Annotated in this window: 18 protein-coding genes; 12 read left to right on the top strand and 6 right to left on the bottom strand. The window is 53.7% G+C overall.

The window, feature by feature from the left end; all coding sequences use genetic code 11:
- Positions 1 to 65: 65 nt before the first annotated feature.
- Both N1030_RS03685 and N1030_RS03690 read left to right on the top strand, forming a co-directional pair.
- Positions 66 to 1,472, top strand: a complete 1,407-nt coding sequence (locus N1030_RS03685) for an aspartate ammonia-lyase (protein ID WP_265827755.1) — start codon at positions 66 to 68, stop codon at positions 1,470 to 1,472.
- Complete coding sequence (locus N1030_RS03690) at positions 1,472 to 2,239, top strand: cyclase family protein (protein WP_265829010.1); 768 nt, start codon at positions 1,472 to 1,474, stop codon at positions 2,237 to 2,239. The genes N1030_RS03685 and N1030_RS03690 overlap by 1 nt, the downstream gene beginning before the upstream one ends.
- On the opposite strand, the gene N1030_RS03695 is transcribed toward N1030_RS03690, so the two are convergent.
- Positions 2,240 to 2,659: a DUF5675 family protein gene (locus N1030_RS03695; RefSeq protein WP_265827756.1), complete on the bottom strand. Its 420-nt coding sequence runs from the start codon at positions 2,657 to 2,659 to the stop codon at positions 2,240 to 2,242.
- 370 nt (positions 2,660 to 3,029) lie between these two features.
- Here N1030_RS03695 and N1030_RS03700 point away from each other — a divergent pair, with 370 nt between their 5' ends.
- The 3 genes from N1030_RS03700 to N1030_RS03710 all read left to right on the top strand — a co-directional run bounded on the left by N1030_RS03700 (position 3,030) and on the right by N1030_RS03710 (position 4,480).
- A complete protein-coding gene (locus N1030_RS03700) occupies positions 3,030 to 3,569 on the top strand; it encodes a DUF2589 domain-containing protein (RefSeq protein ID WP_265827757.1) in 540 nt (179 codons plus the stop codon).
- Between the two features lie 73 nt (positions 3,570 to 3,642).
- A complete protein-coding gene (locus N1030_RS03705; protein WP_265827759.1) occupies positions 3,643 to 3,936 on the top strand; it encodes a hypothetical protein in 294 nt (97 codons plus the stop codon).
- A complete protein-coding gene (locus N1030_RS03710; protein WP_265827760.1) occupies positions 3,920 to 4,480 on the top strand; it encodes a DUF2589 domain-containing protein in 561 nt (186 codons plus the stop codon). Before N1030_RS03705 ends, N1030_RS03710 begins: the two co-directional genes overlap by 17 nt.
- A 72-nt stretch (positions 4,481 to 4,552) precedes the next feature.
- On the opposite strand, the gene N1030_RS03715 is transcribed toward N1030_RS03710, so the two are convergent.
- From N1030_RS03715 to N1030_RS03730, 4 genes are all read right to left on the bottom strand, one after another.
- Entirely contained in the window at positions 4,553 to 5,287 is a 735-nt protein-coding gene (locus tag N1030_RS03715) for an SIMPL domain-containing protein (RefSeq protein WP_265827761.1), read from the bottom strand.
- A gap of 167 nt (positions 5,288 to 5,454) precedes the next feature.
- On the bottom strand, positions 5,455 to 7,422 hold the full coding sequence (locus N1030_RS03720) for a methyl-accepting chemotaxis protein (RefSeq protein ID WP_265827762.1): 1,968 nt from the start codon (positions 7,420 to 7,422) through the stop codon (positions 5,455 to 5,457).
- Between the two features lie 167 nt (positions 7,423 to 7,589).
- Entirely contained in the window at positions 7,590 to 8,036 is a 447-nt protein-coding gene (locus N1030_RS03725; RefSeq protein ID WP_265827763.1) for a 4Fe-4S dicluster domain-containing protein, read from the bottom strand.
- Between the two features lie 19 nt (positions 8,037 to 8,055).
- Positions 8,056 to 10,152, bottom strand: coding sequence for a molybdopterin-dependent oxidoreductase (locus N1030_RS03730; RefSeq protein WP_265827764.1), 2,097 nt, complete (start codon positions 10,150 to 10,152; stop codon positions 8,056 to 8,058).
- Positions 10,153 to 10,563: 411 nt separating this feature from the next.
- Here N1030_RS03730 and N1030_RS03735 point away from each other — a divergent pair, with 411 nt between their 5' ends.
- On the top strand, positions 10,564 to 11,862 hold the full coding sequence (locus tag N1030_RS03735; protein ID WP_265827765.1) for an ABC transporter substrate-binding protein: 1,299 nt from the start codon (positions 10,564 to 10,566) through the stop codon (positions 11,860 to 11,862).
- Positions 11,863 to 12,005: 143 nt separating this feature from the next.
- On the opposite strand, the gene N1030_RS03740 is transcribed toward N1030_RS03735, so the two are convergent.
- On the bottom strand, positions 12,006 to 14,288 hold the full coding sequence (locus N1030_RS03740) for a PAS domain-containing sensor histidine kinase (protein WP_265827766.1): 2,283 nt from the start codon (positions 14,286 to 14,288) through the stop codon (positions 12,006 to 12,008).
- A gap of 405 nt (positions 14,289 to 14,693) precedes the next feature.
- Between N1030_RS03740 and N1030_RS03745 the strand changes: the two genes are divergently transcribed.
- The 6 genes from N1030_RS03745 (at position 14,694) to N1030_RS03770 (ending at position 20,522) form a co-directional block, all read left to right on the top strand.
- Positions 14,694 to 15,014 carry a c-type cytochrome gene (locus tag N1030_RS03745; protein WP_265827767.1) on the top strand — a complete coding sequence of 107 codons (321 nt, stop codon included), beginning with the start codon at positions 14,694 to 14,696 and terminating at the stop codon, positions 15,012 to 15,014.
- Positions 15,015 to 15,135: 121 nt separating this feature from the next.
- The gene (locus N1030_RS03750; protein WP_265827769.1) at positions 15,136 to 17,337 is read left to right on the top strand and encodes a molybdopterin-containing oxidoreductase family protein; all 2,202 of its coding nucleotides are present in this window, start codon (positions 15,136 to 15,138) and stop codon (positions 17,335 to 17,337) included.
- A complete protein-coding gene (locus N1030_RS03755; protein WP_265827770.1) occupies positions 17,334 to 18,074 on the top strand; it encodes a 4Fe-4S dicluster domain-containing protein in 741 nt (246 codons plus the stop codon). Before N1030_RS03750 ends, N1030_RS03755 begins: the two co-directional genes overlap by 4 nt.
- A 9-nt stretch (positions 18,075 to 18,083) precedes the next feature.
- Positions 18,084 to 18,806 (top strand): formate dehydrogenase subunit gamma, encoded by a 723-nt coding sequence (locus tag N1030_RS03760; RefSeq protein WP_265827771.1) that lies wholly within the window; start codon positions 18,084 to 18,086, stop codon positions 18,804 to 18,806.
- A 68-nt stretch (positions 18,807 to 18,874) separates the two neighbouring features.
- A complete protein-coding gene (locus N1030_RS03765) occupies positions 18,875 to 20,011 on the top strand; it encodes a rhodanese-like domain-containing protein (protein WP_265827772.1) in 1,137 nt (378 codons plus the stop codon).
- Positions 20,012 to 20,087: 76 nt separating this feature from the next.
- Complete coding sequence (locus N1030_RS03770) at positions 20,088 to 20,522, top strand: rhodanese-like domain-containing protein (RefSeq protein ID WP_265827773.1); 435 nt, start codon at positions 20,088 to 20,090, stop codon at positions 20,520 to 20,522.

A 20,522-nucleotide genomic window follows, 5' to 3' on the forward strand; every position in this document is an offset into this window, starting at 1 on the left:
TGCCGACATAGTATGAGTAACAGACCTGACAAAACAGTTATGCATCACAGATTCTCGGAGGAAGTATGGACTACCGTTTGGAGCATGACAGTCTCGGCGAACACAAGGTACCGAATACTGCCTATTATGGCGTGCAGACACTTCGGGCGCTGGAGAATTTTGATATTTCCGGTATCCCGATTTTCCGCTTTGAAAGGATGATCCAGTCGTTGGCCGAAGTGAAAAAGGCCGCCTGCCTTGCCAACATGGAACTTGATCTTTTGCCGGATTCCATTGGTGAAGTCATTGTGCAGGCCTGCCGTGACGTTCGCAGCGGTATGCTTGATTCCCAGTTTGTGGTGGACGTGGTGCAGGGCGGGGCGGGTACCTCGGTGAATATGAATGCCAATGAGGTCATCTGCAACAGAGCCCTTGAAATTGCAGGCCATAACAAAGGGGATTACCACGTCATTCATCCCCTCAACCATGTGAACCTTTCGCAGTCCACGAATGATGTGTACCCCACGGCGTTCCGCATTGCGTTGGTGCGCTACATAGATGATCTCATCAGGGCCATTCGTGAACTCCGCGAAGGGCTGGATGCCAAGGGCGTCGAGTTTGCCCGCGTGATCAAGATGGCTCGCACGCAGTTGCAGGATGCCGTTCCCATTACGCTGGGTGCGGAGTTTGCCGCATGGGGCGTGACCGTGGGAGAGGATATCCAGCGCCTTGAGGAGATGCGTCTGTTGCTCTGCGAGGTGAACATGGGGGCAACCGCCGTGGGAACGGGCATCAACTCGGTCGTCGGCTATGCCGATCTGGTAGTCGAGAAGCTTGCGGATATAACCGGTCTGCCTATCCGGCGCGCAGAGAATCTTATCGAGGCCACCAGCGATGCCGGTGCCTATGTCATGCTTTCCGGTATGCTGAAGCGAATATCCGTCAAAATTTCAAAGATATGCAATGACCTCAGGCTGCTTTCGTCCGGTCCCTTCACGGGGCTGCGCGAGATCAACCTGCCTCCGGTTCAGCCTGGTTCGTCCATCATGCCGGGCAAGGTGAATCCCGTCATACCGGAGATGGTTAATCAGGTCGCCTATCAGGTGGTCGGCAACGACATGACCGTGACCATGGCGGCTGAATCCGGCCAATTGCAGTTGAACGTGTTTCTTCCCATCATTGCATTCAATCTCTTTCAGGGGCTCGAAATGCTTTCACGGGCTTTCGTCACCCTTCGCCGCCGCTGTATTGACGGCATTACCGCCAACCCCGAACGCTGCCTGCAACTGGTCAAGGGCTCACTCGGTGTCGTCACCGCGCTTGCTCCGGTCATCGGTTATGAAGAGGCGGCAAGTCTGGTCAAGCAGGCGCAGGAGTCCGGTAAGGATGTCTGTGGAATCGTCAGGGAATCTGGCCTCCCCAATGCGGAAGATATATGCAGCCTGCTGGACCCCGAGATGATGCTTGCTCCCAGAGAGCGCATGAAGAAATGATGTTGAATGATTTGTTATATACAGGGGTGGTGGACTGCTCTCACCCCATTTCTCCGGAGATGCCTCATTGGCCCGGTGACCCGGTGACAGGGTTTTCGGCGTGCGCATCTCCGGAGGCGGACGGTTTCTACCTGCGCTCTTTTGCCATGAGTGAACATGCGGGCACCCACTGCAATGCGCCCAATACCTTTTATCCGGATGGAAAGGATATTGCGGCCATACTGACACCGCCGCCGGTATTGCCGGTTGCCGTCGCAGATTTTTCAGGTGTGGCTGCCCAGAATGATCTGGCCTGTTTCATGCCGGAACACCTGCAGAATTGGGAGCTGCAGTTCGGCAGAGTGCCGGAGGGATGTCTTTTTCTGCTGAATACGGGCTGGGGTTCCAAGTGGAAGGAACCGGCAGTTTTTCTCGGACTGCACGACGAACGGGGAGACAGGCTGACAGGGTGTTCCGCGCTCCCTTCCGGCTGGGCAATGCGTTTTCCTGCCTTTTCACCGGAAGTCGCCGAGTTGCTTGTTTCAAAGAGACGCGTTGCAGGAATCGGAATAGATACCCACGGCGCGGATAGCCCTGCTGACGACACCTTTTCCGTGAACAGGTGCGTCCTGAGGGCGGACAGGCTGGTGCTGGAGTGTCTTGCCAATCTGGACAAACTGCCGCCCCTAGGCGCTGTCGCCGCTGTCGGGGGCCTGAAATTGGCAGGAGGGACAGGATGCCCAGTTGCCGTAACGGTTTTTCTGCCTCCTATCCCTCCGGTTGCATGATCAACTGCTGACAACGGCTCCGTGCACGGTCAGGTCAAACTGACTCTGACCATCCGTTATCTGCAGGAACTGGGTAAATGTGGTCCCGCTGTTGGCAATGGCCCGTTCTGAGTCGCCATTGTGCTTGAGTTTTGCGAAGTATTGTCCCACCAGAACGCAGCCTTCGCTGTCTCCGATAAAGTTTCCTTTGTGAATCAGAATGTTGCTTCGGCCCGGGACTCCGGTAATCTCGAAGGTATTACCTTTACTGGGGGATTGCACTCGTTTGCAAATATAGTCACCCGGCGGAATGCTGCTTACATTCTGCTGGTTGTCGACCCACGGCCGCTCAAGTGTGACGCAGAATGCGGAACCATCCACAATAAGTACGCCGAAGGTCCCCGCCTCAGACCTCTCCACCCTTACGATGTCCATCTTCATGGGTTGTCTCCTTTGCTGACAATACATGTGTAAGTATTACCGTAATTATAGATGTATCTATTTTATTGGTATGATTCTTTCCGTTTGCGATGGGGAGGGGGTGCCGTTATTTCAGCAAAATATTGAGTATTAGGTGTTTGTTCTTTGCTTTTGAACTAGTTGGCGGCATAGAGAAAATAATATATATAAATGCGTATATGTTTAGTGTTGTACCTGAGGCGCTTCGTTGAGTGGGGACTCTGCGGAGTAATTCGGATGTAGATGTCCGGATAACGCTGTTTGTGTCACCCGCTGGCCCCGCTGTGCGGCGGCCTAACATTAACCCTTAGGAGTCGTTATGCCACTAGGTGATGAATTCAGAGGACTTCCGATGGAAGATCTGATCGGTACGCCCCTTTCTGCAGCGTGCACGGCCAATCTTCGTCTGGCGCAGGCTACCGCCGACTATATTCAGGCGGTCGGTTTTCAGATTGATGATTCCACAGGCAAACCGGGCAAGGATATTCGTACGGCAGAATTCCGCTACAGCATCCCGGGGGCAGATAACAAGCCGGTGGAATATTGCATTGCCACTCCCTTGCTTGCCATTGTGCCCATCCCGAGTCTGAAGGTGAACAATGTGGATATTTCCTTCGATATGGAAGTACGGAGCAGCGAATCCAGCAAGGAATCGACAGACAAGCAGGGCTCGTTTGAAGGCAGCGGGTCTGTCGGCTGGGGGCCTTTCAAGCTGAGCGTCAAGGTTGCCGGTTCCGTTTCTGCCCATAAGGAGAACACCCGTTCCACGGATAAATCCGCCAAGTATCATGTGCAGGTAACAGCCTTGGACAGCGGTATCTCCGAAGGTCTGGCCCGAGTTCTTGATATCATGAACAAAAGCGTTGTGCCTGTTCCTGTTACTCAGGGATAGCCATCATCCGTAAATAGGTCCGGCAGGAGCGCAGAGGCCGTCTTCTGCCGGACTTCACTGAAACGGAGTTGCCATGAAGAACGATTTTGCCCTGTCGGACGTGCGCTATGTCAGAAAGATCACGGTAGGGTCTACCAATCCCAATGTGCAGACTTCTGAACAGGAAAAAGAGCAACAGCTTGTGGTGCTTAATGAATTTCTCAACGGCTACCCCAAAGGCAGGATTATCGGTAAAGATGTGAACTTCGGTGTGTTTGCCGTTGGTGAGCATCAGGTTGTCATGCAGTCCACCATGTATCATATTGGATTTATGCGTCCTTTGATTGACGAACCGGCAAGTGAGGTATTCGATGGCGATCAAGCTTGATGATATGTTGCGGGCCATGCACAACTCCGTTGTGAAGGCGCAGGAGATTTCGGAACAGCAGCATATGCGTATGCTGAAGCGGTACTTCAACTACGATGATGAGAATGCCACCTATGACGATCTGGATAAGGGCAAACCGAAAGTGACCACGGTGCAATTACCGTATCTTTCCGGCGGCAATGTGGCCTACCGGAGTGTCGAGGTGCCCTTGATTGTGCTTACCCCGCCGTCTTCATTGGTGATTGATGAAGTGAAGATCAATTTTAAGGCGAATCTGACTGGTTTTGAAGAGGCTAAAGAGAGTAAGAAAGGTTTTGATTTTCGGAGCATGGTTCGTTCTTTTGTGGGGGGAAAGGATCATCCCGAGATTGAGATGCCAAACGCATCCTTGAAGCCGGATCTGCACAGGGGCGCACCTGTAATGGATATGAACGCCAAGAATCAGGCAGCACTGGCGGATATTGAAATCAAATTCAAGAACGGTGATCCCCCGGAGACCATTGCCCGTATCGGTGATCAGATTATCAAGATGCTGCCGCTTTAGGAAACGGAAAACCGCTTCGTCTCTCTGGGAAACGAAGCGGTTTTTTCATGCTCATCCGTATGAGGAAAGATCTTATTGTTCGAGGAAGAAGTCGACGCTGGTTACGACTCGCAGTACCTTGATTTCGGGTGAATACGGGTCGCGTTGCTCAATGGAGAACACGCCCTGCCGTGCCTGCCGTATGGAGCCGACCCGGTTGCCGGAATCGGCGGCAAACTGGTTAGCGGCTTCTCGGGCATTCTTGGTTGCAGCGGCTATCATCTCCGGCTTGACCTCATTAAGGCGTGTGAAGTCGAACTTGGGCTGATAGTCGTAGGAATAGACAAGCATCACCCCTTTTGCCAGCAGGGCACCGGTTGCCGTCATGGCTTCCTTGACGGCCTGGATCTTGTTGCTGCGGATGGTCAGCACTGCTTCTGCGGAATACCGGTGAGGCGGACGCTGGTCGGGGTTGCCGCCATATGCGTAGTGGTCGGTTATGCGGGGCGTGGAGCGCGTTGTCTGCGAATCGCCGAGGCTTTGCGTTGCGAGGAATTCGCGAATGGACTGTTCAGACTCCTCAATGCGTTTCTGCAGTGCAGGCAGATCGTTGCCCGTTACGGTGAAGCTTATGGGCCATATGACGCTGTCGGCGGGATACTCGCGTTCGGCAAGGCCTTTTACGGAAACGTAGCGATCATATGCCTTGAATTCTCCCATGGCATCGCCGAGGACAATGCTGGCAATGACAATGCTTGCGGCAAGAGCTAGTGCAGCCGTGATAAGACCTGCGTTACCGAAGGGAAGCTGCTGTGATTTAAAATCCATGTTGGTTCTCCTGATTGATCCGGCAAACTGCTGGCCGGTGGATAGAAGGACTATATTGCTTATGGCATAAAATGCAATTGTAGACAGCGATCATCTTTGTAAAATTCACTGTTACAAATTGAAGCAGCCCCGGTTCATTTCTGATCCGGGGCTGTTTTGTGGTGATGCTAAAATGCGTTGAGGCGTTGTATCAGATGGTTGAGGCTTTGTATCAACTCGTTGAGGCGGTGGATTGCTTCCGAAGCCCGGACCGTGTTGTCGCTTGTCTTCATGGCGATATTGCTGATCTCTTCCGTCGAACGGGTGATCTGTTCGCTTGCCGCAGACTGCTCTTCGGCAGCCGTGGCAATGGAGCGCATCTGATCTGCTGTGGAGTTGGTGATACTCACTATGGAGGTGAGGGAGTCTCCCGCCGTTTTGGTCAGTTCAGTACTCTTGCGGACAACCTCTGAGGCCTCGTGCATGGCTTTGATGTTGGTCTTTGTTCCTTCCTGAATACCCAGAATGGCACTGCGCACTTCACCCGTGGCGTTCATGGTTTTCTCGGCAAGCTTTCGCACCTCATCTGCAACCACGGCAAAGCCTCTGCCTGCTTCGCCCGCGCGTGCGGCTTCGATGGCGGCGTTCAGGGCAAGCAGGTTGGTCTGGTCTGCTATGTCGGTGATTACGCCCATGATCTGGCCGATAGCCTCGGCACGTTCACCAAGCTCATCCAAGGATGTGGTCAGGGCCACGGACTGCGAGTGAGCTTCCGTAGTGGCCTTTATGACATCATTAACAATGGATGCACCGGATTCAGCATGCTTCAGCGCTTCTTCAGCACCGCCTGCAGCGTGCGAGGCATGGTTGGATACTTCCAGAACAGTGGCATTCATCTGTTCCATGGCTGTAGCAACTTCTTCGGTCTGGCGTTTCTGTATTTCTGAACCGTCGTTGATGATTCTTGCCTGTGATGAAAGCTCGTCAGATGCGGATGTCAATTCCAGGGCGATGGAAGCGGCCTGAGAGGCAACGTCCTTCATGGTTTCAAGCAGAGTGGAGGCGTGCTCCTTTTCCCTGTGTGCTTCTTCCGTGGCAATGTTGGCTTTGCGGGATTCTTCAAGAGCGTCCTGTTCTTTTTGTGCCGCGCGCTCCATATTGTTTTTCAGCTCTCCAACCATGTCGACAATGTCCTGCCGCAAGGATTCCAGTTCGCCGGTGAAGGAAATCTTCGAACAGGCGTCATAGTGTCCTTCTGCAACCATGCGGGAGGCTTGTTGCAACGAACTGACATTGCTGACAATGGAGCGGATGACCCAGAAGATGAGCAAGGCGAGGACAAGGCCTGTGGCAAGCTCTACAACCGTGGTGATTCTGGCAATATCATGGCTTCGTTTGTCGAGGAGAAGCAGAACTGTTTCAACGAGTTGTTCGAGTTCCGGTTCAACTTTTCGAACCGTTTCCCGCAAGCCTTCAATACTTGCCGCTACGTTATTAGCCGTTTCTGCGTAAGCGTTGAACGCTGTCAGATAAGTATCAAGATTGGTACGAATATCGGCTTTGGTCTGTTCAGAGTATGTTTCGGACGCGTTGAGCGTGTCCAGCATCTGGGCATGGCTGCGCGTGAAACGTTCAATGTACTTGGTGTCACCACGCAGCATGAAGTCCTTTTCATGTCTGCGCAGGGTGAGCATGAGCGAGAGAAGTTCAGTATCCTGCTGTGCTGTTATGATGCCTTCGGCTTTGTGGATGGCTTCGCGGAGAGTGCCGCTCAACCCTTTGTCTTCCGTAAGGCCAAGCTCGACGACATAATCGGAAAGCGTTGTGAACTGGTCTCTGTATTGCTCAATAAGGGAAATAACGTGATCAAGCTCTTTTGCAAGGCCGGGTTCGTCCTTGGCAACGGTATTAAGGTCTTGAATACATTGTTTAACAACGGTTTCGAGCTTTGCTTTGTATCCAAGATCCTTTCGGGCAAGAAAGTCCTTTTCGTTTCTGCGTGCTTGCAGCAGGTGCACTTCCGACAGTTGGATCATGTGGGCTGTATCGAAGGCGGCATTGATTTTCTGCGATCCGAACAGGTTAATGCCGAAAATGATACCCAAGCCGGTCAGGGCTACAATACCTATAAGGTATAATTTAATTTTGATACTCATTGTTTTGCTCGCTTCATATTTTTGAGCCTGCCTAAAGATGATTAGTAAAATTGTAAAGTCTAAATACTATACAGTATCAAGGAGTGTTCGGGATTATATATTTCATTCATGAAAATAGCCCCTGAGCTGCGGGCTCAGGGGCTTGAGAAGCTTAAGTCTGACGAATGTTACTTTTCGGTGAAGGAGAGGGCATGCGTGGTACAGGCAGTTACGCATGCCGGCTTGAGCCCCGCATCCACGCGATCCATGCAGAAGTCGCATTTGAGGACCGTGTTCGTCTCCTTGTTGAAGGTGGGGATGTGCCATGGGCACGCCTCAATGCAGGCTTCGCAGCCGATGCACTCGTCCTGGATGACATAGACGATGCCGTCGGATTCGCGCCGTTTCATGGCTTCGGTGGGGCAGACGTCCACGCAGGCAGGGTCTTCGCAGTGGTAGCAACACTGGTAGGACGCCTTCATGAACGGCTTGCCATCCTTCATGACGGGCAGGGATGAGGTGTGTACGCCCAGCTTGATACCTATGGGGGTATTGTTCTTGGACTTGCAATGCACTTCGCAGGCCTTGCAGTGTATGCAGCGGTTTTTATCCAGTTTCAGTCTGTAATTGCTCATGATGTTCTCCTGAAAGCTGCTATGCCTTGCGGATGGCTACAAAGTGTTCCTGAAGGGAAAGGCCACCGCCGGAGCGGTCCCATACTTCCAGTCCTCCAGCCATGAGCTCCTGATCCGCAACGCCCTTGCCAATGGCGCGGGACTCAACTGGCAGCTTGTGGCCGAAACCGTGAACCATGAAAAGAGCCTCGGGATGGATGCACTCGGTCACAAATGCCCGCATGGTGCCGGCGGGTTTTCCGCCAGAGAGCACTTCAACGAGATCGCCGTCTGCTATACCCAGCTCCTCGGCACGGGAAGTGTTAATCCACGCCACGTTTTCAGGCATCTGTTCGTGCAGCAGCGGGTTGTTCACGGTGTGGCCCTGCGTGTGAACCCCCACACGGCCGAAAGCGATGCGGAACATGCCTTGCTGGGGTTTGGCAGGTGATACGTAGGGCTTCAAGGTATCAATGCCAGCCTTGCCCCACTTGCCGCTGTCCATCTCCAGCTTGCCGGAAGGAGTGGGGAAGCTTTCCACCTCACGCACCACGGGGGCTTCCACCAGTTCCACAAAACCCTTTGCCGCGAAGTCCTGCATGGTCAGGCCGGTATTCTGCAACTGGTAATCCCAGATTTCTTCAATGGACTTGAAGGCCAGTCTTTCCATGCCGGGGTGACTGCCAGCCAGTCGCGCTGCAAGGCCGCAGAGGATTTCCCAGTCAGCCTTGGTGTTCAGGGTGGGCTGCATGGCGCGATGGCGCACAAAGAACTGCGGCTTTGGGCCGGACTTGGACGCAAGGATGCTTTCGCGGGAAAGGTATGTGGACATGGGCAGCACTACGTCAGAATGCCACGCCGTATCAGACCAGCTGAAGGTGATGCTGACGAGCAGATCAAGGTTTTCCCATTTCTTCTTCTGCGCCTCGGGGTCCGGCATGGCCATGAGCGGGTCATGGCGGAAGCAGAGATATGCCTTGATGGGATACGGATCGCCGGTGGCAATGGCATCATAGGCAAGGTTTACCAAACCCGGGCCGCCATCGAACTGGGGGTGCTTCCAGCCGACGCCATCGGCGCGCTTTTCTTCGGGCTTGGGGAAGAGGTCAACCAGTTTGGTGAGTCCCTTCTTGCCTACGTCCTTGGGAGTGTTCACAAGGGGCAGGCCGCCCTTGACGCCCACGGAACCGAGCAGGGCGTTGATGATGTATGCCGTGCGGCAGACATTGAAAGAATCGTTGTAGCGGGCAACCATCCAGCCGGGATGCCAGATGACGTTGGGAGCGGCTTCTGCAAGCTCCTGCGCAAATGCCACGATGCGTTCTGCGGGAATGCCGGTTTCTTCAGCCGCCCACGCAGCCGTGTAGGGGGCGATGAAGGCGGTCAGCTCTTCCATACCGCCGACATACTTTTCTACGTACGCAGCCTGATACAGTTTCTTGGTGACCAGTTCATTGATCACGGCAAGGTTGAACGCGTAATCCGTACCGGGGCGAACCATGAAGAAGTTGTCTGCCTTGCTGGCGCTGACATTTGCCCGGATATCAATGACGGAGAGCTTGCATCCCTTGCCCAGTGCGTCCATCACGGCGTTACATTCGGCCACGTTGATGGCTTCAAGAATATTGCGGGTCTGCAGGATGATGTGTTTGGCGTTACGGAAGTCGTACGAAACCATCTTGCGGCCCATGCCGAGAACGGACTGGGCGGCATGCTGCACATTTCTGGCGCAGGAGGCGTCGTGGTTGCAGTAGTTGGGTGAGCCGATGCCACGCATGAATGCCTGATGCAGATCCACAAAGGGGCCGCCTCGGTCAGACCAGAGAACGCTACGGTTGCCGTGTTCCGCAGTGATTGCTTTGAGCTTGTCTGCAACGTAATCAAGCGCTTCATCCCAGCTGGCTTCACGCCACTTGCCTTCGCCTCTGGCACCCACTCGGATCAGCGGGGTGGCGGGGCGTTCGGGATCTTTTTCAAGGGCTATACCTGCCGCTCCGCGTGCACAGAGCCCCCCCTTGAGAGCAGAGTGGGGATTACCCTGTATCCATGCAGCCTCGCCATCACGTTTTTCCACTAAAATGGGGCAACGCACGCTGCACATGCCGCAAACACTGTATACGGATTTATCAGTTGCCATGCTTCCTCCTACGTCTGAATGACCGGATTACACGCTATTGAAATACGGTTGTTGTCTTGATTGTGTAAAAATATCGGAAAACTATCCGTAATTATTGAAGAAGTATTGTTGATTATGGATGCCTGTGGGGGATTTTCCGTACTGTCGGATATCCCGGTGCCAATAACCCATTCTCCTTATCATATGAATGCAATCTAAAAAAAGTATGTGAAAATGATAACAAGCTATTCATCGCGCACTCAAACATAATGATTAAATGCATTCGAGATTGCCATATCATACCTGGTGAGCTTAGATTACAATAGGATTCTAATACAAAAAAATACGTTTATTAATTGTGCTGTGAGGGGCTGCTGCCTGGTGCATCCGCGTGCCTCAGCATTATAACCAGCCGGAATGGATGGTGGGACTATGGCACCCAAAACGACCGATAACAGACAACGCATGAAATGGCTTGCAGTGCAGGTTTGTGTCTTTACGGCCTGTTTACTGGTTACGTTGTTTGCAGCGAACTCTGTGCAAGCAGATCACCCTCTGAAATTATTGCATTACTGGACAGGTTCTCTGTCAGGCGGCATAGATGATATGGTTGCTGAATATAATGCGAACTCCCCAGCCTCTCCCATTGTGGCGGAGGGGATGGATCATGAGTCATTCAAGTCTGGTATAAAGGGGCTGCTGGCATCCGGTCAGCGCCCTCAGTTTTTCAGCTATTGGGCCGGTGCAAGAACGCAGGCCATGGTCGATTCCGGCTATCTGGCTCCCATTGATGAAGCGTGGCAGGCCGCCCGTCTTGACGAGGTCTTTCCGAAGGCTATTGCAGACGGATGCATTTACAATGGGAAAAAATATGCCCTTCCCGTTACCCAACATCTCGTCGGTTTTTTCTATGACAAAATGTTGTTTGAACGTTTGGGGCTGTTGCCTCCGAGAACATGGGATGATTTTCTGGTTGTCTGTAAAGAATTGAAGGCCGCAGGAGTCGTTCCCATCGCCCTCGGAAACCGCGAACGTTGGCCGGCACAGTTCTGGTTTGATTATCTTCTGCTTCGCACGGCAGGGCCGGCCTATCGGGACAGGCTTATGCTGGGGCATGCTTCTTATCTTGATCCTGAAGTGAAGCGGGTGTTTGCTCTTTGGCAGACTCTGATCTCCAATGGATATATTGCGAAGACAACGGCTCTCAAAGATTGGTCCGGAGCTGCCGATGAGGTGCGGCAGGGGAAGGCCGCCATGACTCTTATGGGAACCTGGATCATTGGGTACTATGAGGAGCAGCAAGGCTGGAAGCAGCTTGAGGATTATGATTTTTTTGAGTTCCCTCTTGTTTCGTCTGAAGTGCCTACGGTTTCTCTGGGGCCTATAGACGTGCTGGTTATGACAAAGGACACAGGACACCCGCATGGTCTGAACGAAGTCATTGCCTTTTTTGCCGGAGTTAAATCGCAGGAAGTGATGAGCGTCGGATCCGGCGCCCTTGCCCCCAGCAGCAAGGTGCCGCACGAATTCTACTCGCCGCTTAAACGTCGTCTTGTCGATGTGGTGCAACACTCAGAAGCGTGGCGGTATAATTATGATCTGGCAGTCCCGCCAGCGGCGGCGGAAGTGGGATTGGGCTTATTTGCCGCCTTCCTGCGTCAGAATCAGAATCTGCCTGCACTGCTCAAAAGTGTGCAACAGCGTATGGAGGTGATTTACAGTCAGCGATAGGACGGATTCTTTAGCGATAGTCTTTTCGGGGCCAGTGCCGCATTGATTCATCGGCATGTGGCCCTTTCTCTTTGGAAACAACGTGGGAGAAGTGCGCAGGGTGGTGTTTGCGCCATAAGGCTGCCGTGTCTGAAGTGGGGGGACTATTGTGCCGGTGGGGTGGCAGAACTGGCGGCGCTGGGCAATTGTATGCAAAATCTCGCTCCTGAGCGGAACTCGGTGTCGAGCCAGATCTTGCCATTATGGTTTCTTGTGATGATGAAGTACGAAACAGAAAGCCCGAGCCCCGTACCATCACCCGGTTGCTTGGTGGTGAAGAACGGTTCGAATATCTGGCGCTTGTGGGTATCGCTGATGCCGGGGCCGTTATCCTCCACTTCAATGACTGCCCAGTCGTCCTCTTTTCGAAGGCGGACAATGATCTGCGGGGGGGCTTTCTGCTCGAAGGCGGAGTTGAGGGCATATGCCGCGTTCTTCAGCAGATTGAGCATGACCTGTTCGAGCTCTTGGGGGGAGCAGAGAATCTCGGGTGTTTCGGGAGAGTATTCCCTGATGATTCTTATCTGTTTGAAGTCGTACTTCTTCTTCAGGTCATAATCGGTTGATGCGAGGTCTATGCACTTGTCCATCAAGTCATCAAGCCGTGTTACCATATGGTGACTTTGGCTTTGTCGTGCAAAGCTCAGCATGTTGCTGACGATTTTCGCAGCACGTTCTCCGGAGTCCCGTATGCCGTACAGCAGGGGGCGTATTCCCCGGGCATCAAGGTACCTGCTGACGCAGTCGAGGTCACATCCGGTTTCAGTGGCAAGCTTTCTGTTGCTCTGCATGTCCGGGGAGAAACGCCGGATAATGTTCTGAACTCCGAGCAGAATTCCAGCCAGCGGATTGTTGATTTCATGGGCCATACCTGCGGCCAGCCCGCCTACGGACATCATTTTTTCAGTCTGAAGGATGAGTTCTTCCATCTTTGCCTGGTCGGTCACATCGTCAATGCGAATGACCGCACCTTGCAGTTCGCCGCTGTAAACCGGGAATGCAAGAATGGATTCAAGTCGGGTGGCTCCATCTGTTTCGTGAGGCTGGTTGGTGAGCAAAACGGTTTTACGTTCCTGCAGGGCAGAGATTATGGCAGGCTCATGCGGAATCATGCGCGGCAAGGCGTCTGCCAGTTTCATTCCGAGCAGTCGTCTGGCGTCAAGGCCGGTTTCATTCTGTGCCTTTTTATTGCAGTGGGTGATTGTTGTCTGGTTATCTACTCCGATCACGACGGAAGGCATCGAATCCAGTATCTCCTGAATAAAGGCATGTGCTTCACGAACTTTGCGCTCAGCAAAGAAGCGTTCTGTCATGTCATGAAGGATGCCATCTATGTATTCCTGCTGATCGTCTGTTTCACGTATGGTACGCAGGCCGAGAGCTCCAACCCGTTCTTCGCCATCTGTTTTTTTGAATGAGATAATGTAGTTTGAAACTTGTTCGGTTTCGTCCAGCCGTGCCATCAGCAGGTCATATACCGTACCATCCTTGAAAACCTGATTCTTCAGGCTGGTAACGTTGCGCACGGCTTCTTCCGGTGCGTTGTAGCCCAGAATGTTTGCAAAAGCGGCATTGGCGGTCAGGATCTGTCCCGAAGATGACATGCGGAAGATGCCTGCAAGGGCGTTTTCGTAAAGATCCCTGTAGCGGGTTTCCGTACTGCGCAGTTTTCTTTGTGATTCGGCAAGAGCGTCATATTGCTGTTGCAGCCTTTCGACCATCACGACAATGGAATCCCTCAGGCTGTTCATTTCAAGAAGAAAGGCGTCTCTCGGTCGTGTTGTGGTCAGAGACCCTTGCATACTGATTTCCCGAGCAAAGTTCTCAATAAGTTTGAGGGGGGCGTCTATGTGGCGCTTGAGCACGATGTTAAGCAGTATATACAGTACAATATTCAGTGTTGCGATTGTAAGGGCTATGCGTTGAAGGGCTTTCTGCGCAAGCGTCTGAATATTCCTGGTGGTTCCCTGAAGAGTGATCTTGCCGATCACTCTGTCGGCAAGAACTATCGGTCGCTCTGCAATTATCTGGTCAGCAACGCCAGCAATGCTGTCAGTAGCAGCAATGGCGTTACCTTCAATGCGCATGCGGCCGGCGACAACCCTGTCTGACAGGGCGTCGTGAACCAGAACGGCGGAGATATCTTTATTGAGAAAAGCATTTTCTATTATCTTGATGGCTTGATCGTCCTGAAAATTCCATATGGGCAGGGCAAGACTTGCTGCCAGCTCTTCCGTTGTCTGTTCTATGACACGGTTCAACTCAGCGTAATAGCTATTCTTTTCACGAAGGTAATCGGTAAAGCCGAAAACGAGCAGCACAATGGTCGTCACCAGAAGAAGGGTGAGGTTGATGAATGCTCTGGTCGTCGGTCGATGCTTTGTCATGACTCATTCTCGTAACAAGGAGGCCGCTGGCTGGATCGAGATATATACTATTTTCCCTATCTCTTAATACGACACTTTTACTTGATAGGGAAGTCTTCTGCCCCTGACCGCGGTTTGGCTTCAGGCAAGGTTGATCATATTCAAAGGGTGGGGCGGAAATGTGGGGATGATGGTATGTGTTGATGTTAGTATACCCCGTATGGGTAAAAAATATAATGCCCGATCAATATAATCATTCCTGCAGGATAAATATAAAATTAGCCTAATGAGGCCGACAATTGCGATGTGGCGTGTTGACACCCATACCCCCTATAGGTATTTATAGGTTGTGAGCCGAGTCTGGTTGTCAGGCTTTGGTCTGCTTGCAGATGGTGCTGATACTTTTTCTTTATATCTGGAGGAAATATGCAACGTAAGATAGTGATCGCCTTTGTGACCGGTCTGTTCATTGCCGCAGCCTTCGGCATGGCCTTTGCCGAGGGGGGGAATGCTCGAAAGGGCAAGTTTCTGTATCGTAAGCATTGCCGCAGTTGCCACGGCGTTTCTGCTTCCGATCTTTCTCCCGCCACCAAGACCCAGAAGGAATGGAAGGCTATTTTCAGCGATACTTCCAAGATTCCCTGCAATGCAAAATGGCCTGCCATGCCCGAGAGCGATGTAAATGACATTTTTACCTACCTGCATGACTTTGCGAAGGATTCTCCGTCCCCGGCAAAGTGCAGTTAGTATTGCGCGGGGCGTCGGCAGCGGTGCAGGCGTCCCCGTATGACATGTTCGAGCAATGCAAGGTTGGCGACTTGCCCCTTGGCCGGTTGTCGGATCGATTCTGTACCGCAGGGAGCGTTGTATGTCAGAGAGAAAAGAACTGAAGCTTTCCCGAAGGAATTTTTTCAAGGCCACAGGTCTTGCGGCTGCAGCCAGTCTTTCCGGCGGCAGCGTGCTGGGAGGGTTGGCTCCCAAGGCTCAGGCAGCTACAGCCGCACCGGCATGGAAGTCTTGCTTCTCCGCCTGTGATATGTGTTTCAACAAGTGCGGGCTTATTGCACGGGTCGAAAACGGTCGGGTGGTCAAGCTGGACCCGAACCCGAAGTTTTCAAAATCTCGCGGTATGTTGTGTGCCAGAGGTAATGCCGGTGTAGCTCAGCTTTATGATCCCGATCGCCTCAAGTATCCGCTGCTTCGTGCCGGAAAACGCGGTGAAGGCAAATGGAAGCGCATTCCATGGGATGAAGCGCTCGCCATGACAGCTGAGAAAATGCAGGAAGTGCGCAAAAAGTATACTCCGTGCGGGTATCTCTTCAGTGCCGGTTCCGACATGCAGTCTGGCTTCGTTTCCCGCTTTGCGGAAGTGTTCGGTTCGTTCAACATTACTTCGCATGAGTCCCTGTGCCTCATTTCCGGCAATCGCGCTTTTCTTGATACCTTCGGCGAGGTTCCCTTTCCGGACGTCATCAACTCCAAGTACATTCTCATGGCAGGTGCCAACCGCTTTGAGGCGTTGGTGACGCCTGACTCCATGGACCTGATGACGGCCATGCGCGAGAAAGGCTGCAAGCTGGTGGTGCTGGACCCGCGCTACACCAAGACTGCGGCGCTGGCGGACGAGTGGTATCCCATTCGCCCGGGGACGGACATGGCTTTCATGCTGGCGGTTATGCACGTCATAACTTCCGAGAACCTTTATGATGCACAGTGGATAGCCGAGAGGACCTTCGGTGTTGAGCAGCTTTCTGAACACGTGCGCCAATACACGCCTGCGTGGGCAGCGGCAGAATGCGGTATTCCGGCTGAGGATATCGTTCGTGTTGCCCGCGAGATGGCTGCAGCTGCTCCGCAGTCAATGATCTATCCCGGTCGGCGGACATCGGATTACGAGGATTCCACGCAGATACGTCGCAGCTTTGCCATAGCCAATGCGCTGCTCGGCAACTGGGACAGACCCGGCGGCCTGCTTGCAGCCCGCGCCGTGGGTTTGAAAGGCGTTCCCTTCGATCCGCCGTGGTACGACGATAACCCCTCTGACCGCGTGGATGCCGGTATCGTTCCCATGATGTTCGATCACGAGGGTTCCTTTGTGCTGACGCGCGATGCCGTGCTCAAGGGTGAGCCTTATCCCGTCAAGGGCTGGTTCGTGTATAAGACCAACCCTATGGCTACCGCTCCCAACAGGGCCAAAACCATGGCTATGGCCGAACAGATGGATTTTTCAGTGGTAGTGGATATCGCCATGACCGATACGGCCCATATGGCGGATCTGGTGCTTCCGGCTCCAAGCTATCTCGAACGTCTTGATCCTGCGTCCGGACTTCAGGGCTCAAGCGCCTGTGCCTGTGTGGTGGTACGTGATCCGGTGGTTGAGGCGCTTTACGAGTCCCGTCCCGTCTTCGACATCCTCAAGGACATCGCAGGCCGACTTGATCTCGGTGAGTATTTCGATTTCACCATTGAGGAATACCGCAAGAAGCAGTTTGCGGACCTGCCGGATGCCATGGAGGTGCTGCAGCGTGATGGCGTCTATTACAATCCTTCCAAGGTGTACGGGTTGTATGAGGGCAAGGCGCACAAGACGCTCAGTCAGAAGATAGAGCTCTTCAACCAGCGCTATGCCGATATGGGACTCGACCCTATGCCGGTGTATACTCCACCGGCAAAAATGCCCCGTAATCAGTTCCGTCTGGTGGTGGGGCGCAATGCCTACTTCACCCACGGCTCGACGCAGAACAATGCGCTGCTCAACGAACTGGTGCCGGAAAACACGCTTTCCATGCATCCTGATGCAGCTCAGGCCCTTGGGATTGCCGATGGCGACCGCGTGGAAGTTGCGTCCTCCGCAGGCAGGGGCGAACTCAAGGTGGCCCTTACCAAGGGCATCCGGTCCGATACCGTGTACATGCTCACGGGATTCGGCGCCATTTCTCCGGGGCTTAGCCGGGTTCATGGAGTGGGGGCGAGCATTTCTGCGTTGCTGGTGGACAAGGTGGATGCCATTTCCGGCAATGCCGCCCTGCATGAAACGTTTGTGACCGTAACCCGGAAGGTGGCGTCATGAGAAAAGCCCAATACGCCATGGTGATTGATTCCTCCAAGTGCATAGACTGCAAGGCTTGTGTGGTTGCCTGCAAGGTTGCCAACAAGACGCCGGAGGGCTTTTCCCGGAACTGGATCAGGGCTTCGGAGCCTGATTTTGCCGCAGCCAAGCCGAAGACCCACTTCCAACCCGCTGCCTGTATGCATTGCGAAGCACCAACCTGTGTGGATGCCTGCCCGACCGGCGCTACGTTCAAGGACGCGGACGGCATTGTCGTTATCGATGAGACGCTTTGCATCGGCTGCGGCAACTGCATCCCGGCCTGTCCGTATGGCGCCCGGTTCCGTAACCCGCAGAAGCGCACGGCAGACAAGTGCAATTATTGCCCGGAACGCCGTGCCGCAGGGTTGCCACCGGCATGTGTGGATACCTGCCCGACCAAGGCGCGGACCTTCGGAGACATCATGGACCCAACTTCCGATGCCGCGCGTCTGCTGGATAAACACAAGGATCATGTGGTGCAGGTGGTGAACCAGAAGAGCAACACGGCTCCCCATATGTACTATGTCGGTTCGACCGCTCCCGTGGATTGGACGCGTGAGGCGGTCATGCCCGTTTCTATGGCGACCATGACAGGCGTGGTGGACCCCGTTGTGAAAACGCTGGTCGGTCTGTCCGGTATTGGCGTGCTTGCCATGCTGGGCCGCCAGCTGCTTTCCGGCGATGATTCGCACAAGACGGATCAGGACAAGGAATAGGAGGGCGATATGCGCATGTACAAACGACATGACCGTTCGGATATCTTCATCCATTGGTTTAACGCCGCTTGCTGGCTCCTGTTACTTGTGACCGGAGTGGGGCTCATCCGCAATCCGGCCCTCAACCCCTTTGGTGACACATTTCCCGAAGCCTTGCGGGCCATGGTGGGCGGTGGCGGCAATCTGCTGCTGGTGCATGAGATCATCGGTGTTGCATGGATCTTCGGATTTGTGGGCTATCTGCTGGTTAATCTCCGCGGGGCGGTCTACTTCCTTCGAGAGGTCTTCTCCGTCAGCCCTGATAGGGACATGCCCTGGATGTTCCGCAAAATGATGCTCATGACGCTGGGCGAAAAGGCTCTGCGTGCCATGGGGCAACCTGCGCATCTGCCCCCTCAGGGCTATTATAACATGGGACAGAAGGGGTTCGGACAGGTTTCGGTACTTGGCGGTATGGTGATTGCCGTTACCGGCCTGATCATGCTCCTTTCGGATGTGTATTTCACGGCGGACGCCACCGTGACGGTGAGCTGGGCGGTGACCCTGCATTACCTCGCCGTGGGTGTCGTTTTTGCCGGACTGCTTGTGCACATCTATATGGCAGCCATATCACCCGAGGAAAAGCCGGGTTTCCGTTCCATGTTCACCGGCTCCGTGCCGGAAGACTATGCAAAGCATCATCACCAACTGTGGTACGAGCGTGAGAACGCTCGGACTGCAGATGGAAAATAGTCAGGGAATTCGCGCGATAGGGCGCAGTGTGGGTAATGATCATGGCCCGTAAGGGCAGAGGAGTGTTTATGAAGATGACCGCAAGACGGTATGGGGCAGAGGTTGCCATTGCCAAGAATCGTATGGCTTACGTTCTTTCTTTGCTGGCGATGATGCTGATGCTCATTCCTGCCGGCGTGTTTGCAGCGGAAACGCCTATTCCGGCAGAAATGCAGTTCCACACCATTGTGGATACCGCTTTCGTGCAGCAGTACGTGAAGATTCCCAAACCGGCAGACGTGATGATCATCGACTCCCGTCCGGCCAACAAGTTCGGCGAAGGCTATATTCCTACCGCCGTCAGCATTCCTGATTCCCAGTTCGAGAAGATGGCATCGCAGCTTCCCGAAAACAAGAATGCGCTGCTCATTTTCTACTGCGGCGGCCTGCATTGTCCCCTCAGCCACAAGTCCGCAAAGAAGGCTGAGGCTCTGGGCTACAAGAACGTTAAAGTATTTGCCGAAGGCATGCCCGGCTGGAAGAAGGCCGGAAATGCCCCCGCCATCAGCGTGGAAATGATCGCCACCATGATGAACAGCGGCGACAATTACATGCTGGTAGACTCCCGTCCCACCAAGAAGTTCCTTGAAGGTTCCATTCCGTCCGCCATTTCCCTTCCTGATTCCAAGTTCATGGACAAGCTTGTCATGCTGCCCGCAGGCAAGGACGTTCCCCTGATCTTCTTCTGCGGCGGTTATGCCTGCCCTCTGAGCCACAAGTCTGCCGCCAAGGCCAAGCTGCTCGGCTACTCCAAGATCATGATCGCCGAAGCCGGCTACCCCGGCTGGAAAGAGCAGTTTGGTGCGGCCGCCGCTGTGGCAGTCAAGGCCGGTGCTCAGGAAGGCTCCGTAGACATCCCCTGGTTTGAAAAGACCATGAAGGAGAATCCTGCAGCCATCCTGCTGGTGGATGTGCGTGATGCCGCCGAGTTTGCTCAGGGACATATGAAGAATGCCGTGAACATTCCCGTGGATGCCCTTGAAAAGAACATTGCCTCCCTGTCCGCCGACAAGCCCATCGTGTTTGTCTGCGCCTCCGGTGCCCGTAGCGGTGAGGCTTATTACATGGTTCGCGACATGCGTCCCGAGATCAAGGACGTGTTCTATCTTGAAGCCGAAACCACGTATAACGCAGACGGCACTTTCGAAATCAAAACTCACAAGTAGCAGTGGCCAAGGGCCGGAGTATGCCTCCGGCCCTTTTCTGTTCCTTGCTTGATGCATGTTGCAGAAGGGAACGCCCATGGCGGATTCAGCTCACACCGTATCCCGAAGAGATGAAGGTACATGGCGTCTGAGAATGGCGTTGCGGCGCTATCTCTTCCCATTTGTTTTCTCTTTTGTCCTGCTGCTGGTCGTGACCTTGTCTTCTGTATGGGCAGAACAGATTCAACGGCCGGTGTGGTGGGCTGATATGCAGGCAGAAGCCGAAAGCGAGGGCTACTACCTGCTGGAGGGCGATGTGGCGTCAGCCGGTGCTGATGTGCTTGTTCTGGATGTGCGGCCTGACTATGAGTTCAGGGCAGGCCATGTTGTCTCTGCGCGGAATGTGGAATTCCCGCCGACAGATACTGCGGGTGACGAGCAGCTTGTGGCCTCTGCGGTGGCTGCGGTGGCTGCCCTTGCACATGGAGACCGTACGCGCCGTATCGCCGTTTATTGTCGCAGTTTCAGGTGA

It is taken from the genome of Desulfovibrio mangrovi (assembly GCF_026230175.1).
GTDB classification, from domain to species: Bacteria; Desulfobacterota; Desulfovibrionia; order Desulfovibrionales; family Desulfovibrionaceae; genus Halodesulfovibrio; species Halodesulfovibrio mangrovi.

Coding starts and splice junctions, on each gene's coding strand:
- N1030_RS03685 (WP_265827755.1), top strand. CDS start 66: ATGGACTACCGTTTGGAGCATGACAGTCTCGGCGAACACAAGGTACCG.
- N1030_RS03690 (WP_265829010.1), top strand. CDS start 1,472: ATGTTGAATGATTTGTTATATACAGGGGTGGTGGACTGCTCTCACCCC.
- N1030_RS03695 (WP_265827756.1), bottom strand. CDS start 2,659: ATGAAGATGGACATCGTAAGGGTGGAGAGGTCTGAGGCGGGGACCTTC.
- N1030_RS03700 (WP_265827757.1), top strand. CDS start 3,030: ATGGAAGATCTGATCGGTACGCCCCTTTCTGCAGCGTGCACGGCCAAT.
- N1030_RS03705 (WP_265827759.1), top strand. CDS start 3,643: ATGAAGAACGATTTTGCCCTGTCGGACGTGCGCTATGTCAGAAAGATC.
- N1030_RS03710 (WP_265827760.1), top strand. CDS start 3,920: ATGGCGATCAAGCTTGATGATATGTTGCGGGCCATGCACAACTCCGTT.
- N1030_RS03715 (WP_265827761.1), bottom strand. CDS start 5,287: ATGGATTTTAAATCACAGCAGCTTCCCTTCGGTAACGCAGGTCTTATC.
- N1030_RS03720 (WP_265827762.1), bottom strand. CDS start 7,422: ATGAGTATCAAAATTAAATTATACCTTATAGGTATTGTAGCCCTGACC.
- N1030_RS03725 (WP_265827763.1), bottom strand. CDS start 8,036: ATGAGCAATTACAGACTGAAACTGGATAAAAACCGCTGCATACACTGC.
- N1030_RS03730 (WP_265827764.1), bottom strand. CDS start 10,152: ATGGCAACTGATAAATCCGTATACAGTGTTTGCGGCATGTGCAGCGTG.
- N1030_RS03735 (WP_265827765.1), top strand. CDS start 10,564: ATGGCACCCAAAACGACCGATAACAGACAACGCATGAAATGGCTTGCA.
- N1030_RS03740 (WP_265827766.1), bottom strand. CDS start 14,288: ATGACAAAGCATCGACCGACGACCAGAGCATTCATCAACCTCACCCTT.
- N1030_RS03745 (WP_265827767.1), top strand. CDS start 14,694: ATGCAACGTAAGATAGTGATCGCCTTTGTGACCGGTCTGTTCATTGCC.
- N1030_RS03750 (WP_265827769.1), top strand. CDS start 15,136: ATGTCAGAGAGAAAAGAACTGAAGCTTTCCCGAAGGAATTTTTTCAAG.
- N1030_RS03755 (WP_265827770.1), top strand. CDS start 17,334: ATGAGAAAAGCCCAATACGCCATGGTGATTGATTCCTCCAAGTGCATA.
- N1030_RS03760 (WP_265827771.1), top strand. CDS start 18,084: ATGCGCATGTACAAACGACATGACCGTTCGGATATCTTCATCCATTGG.
- N1030_RS03765 (WP_265827772.1), top strand. CDS start 18,875: ATGAAGATGACCGCAAGACGGTATGGGGCAGAGGTTGCCATTGCCAAG.
- N1030_RS03770 (WP_265827773.1), top strand. CDS start 20,088: ATGGCGGATTCAGCTCACACCGTATCCCGAAGAGATGAAGGTACATGG.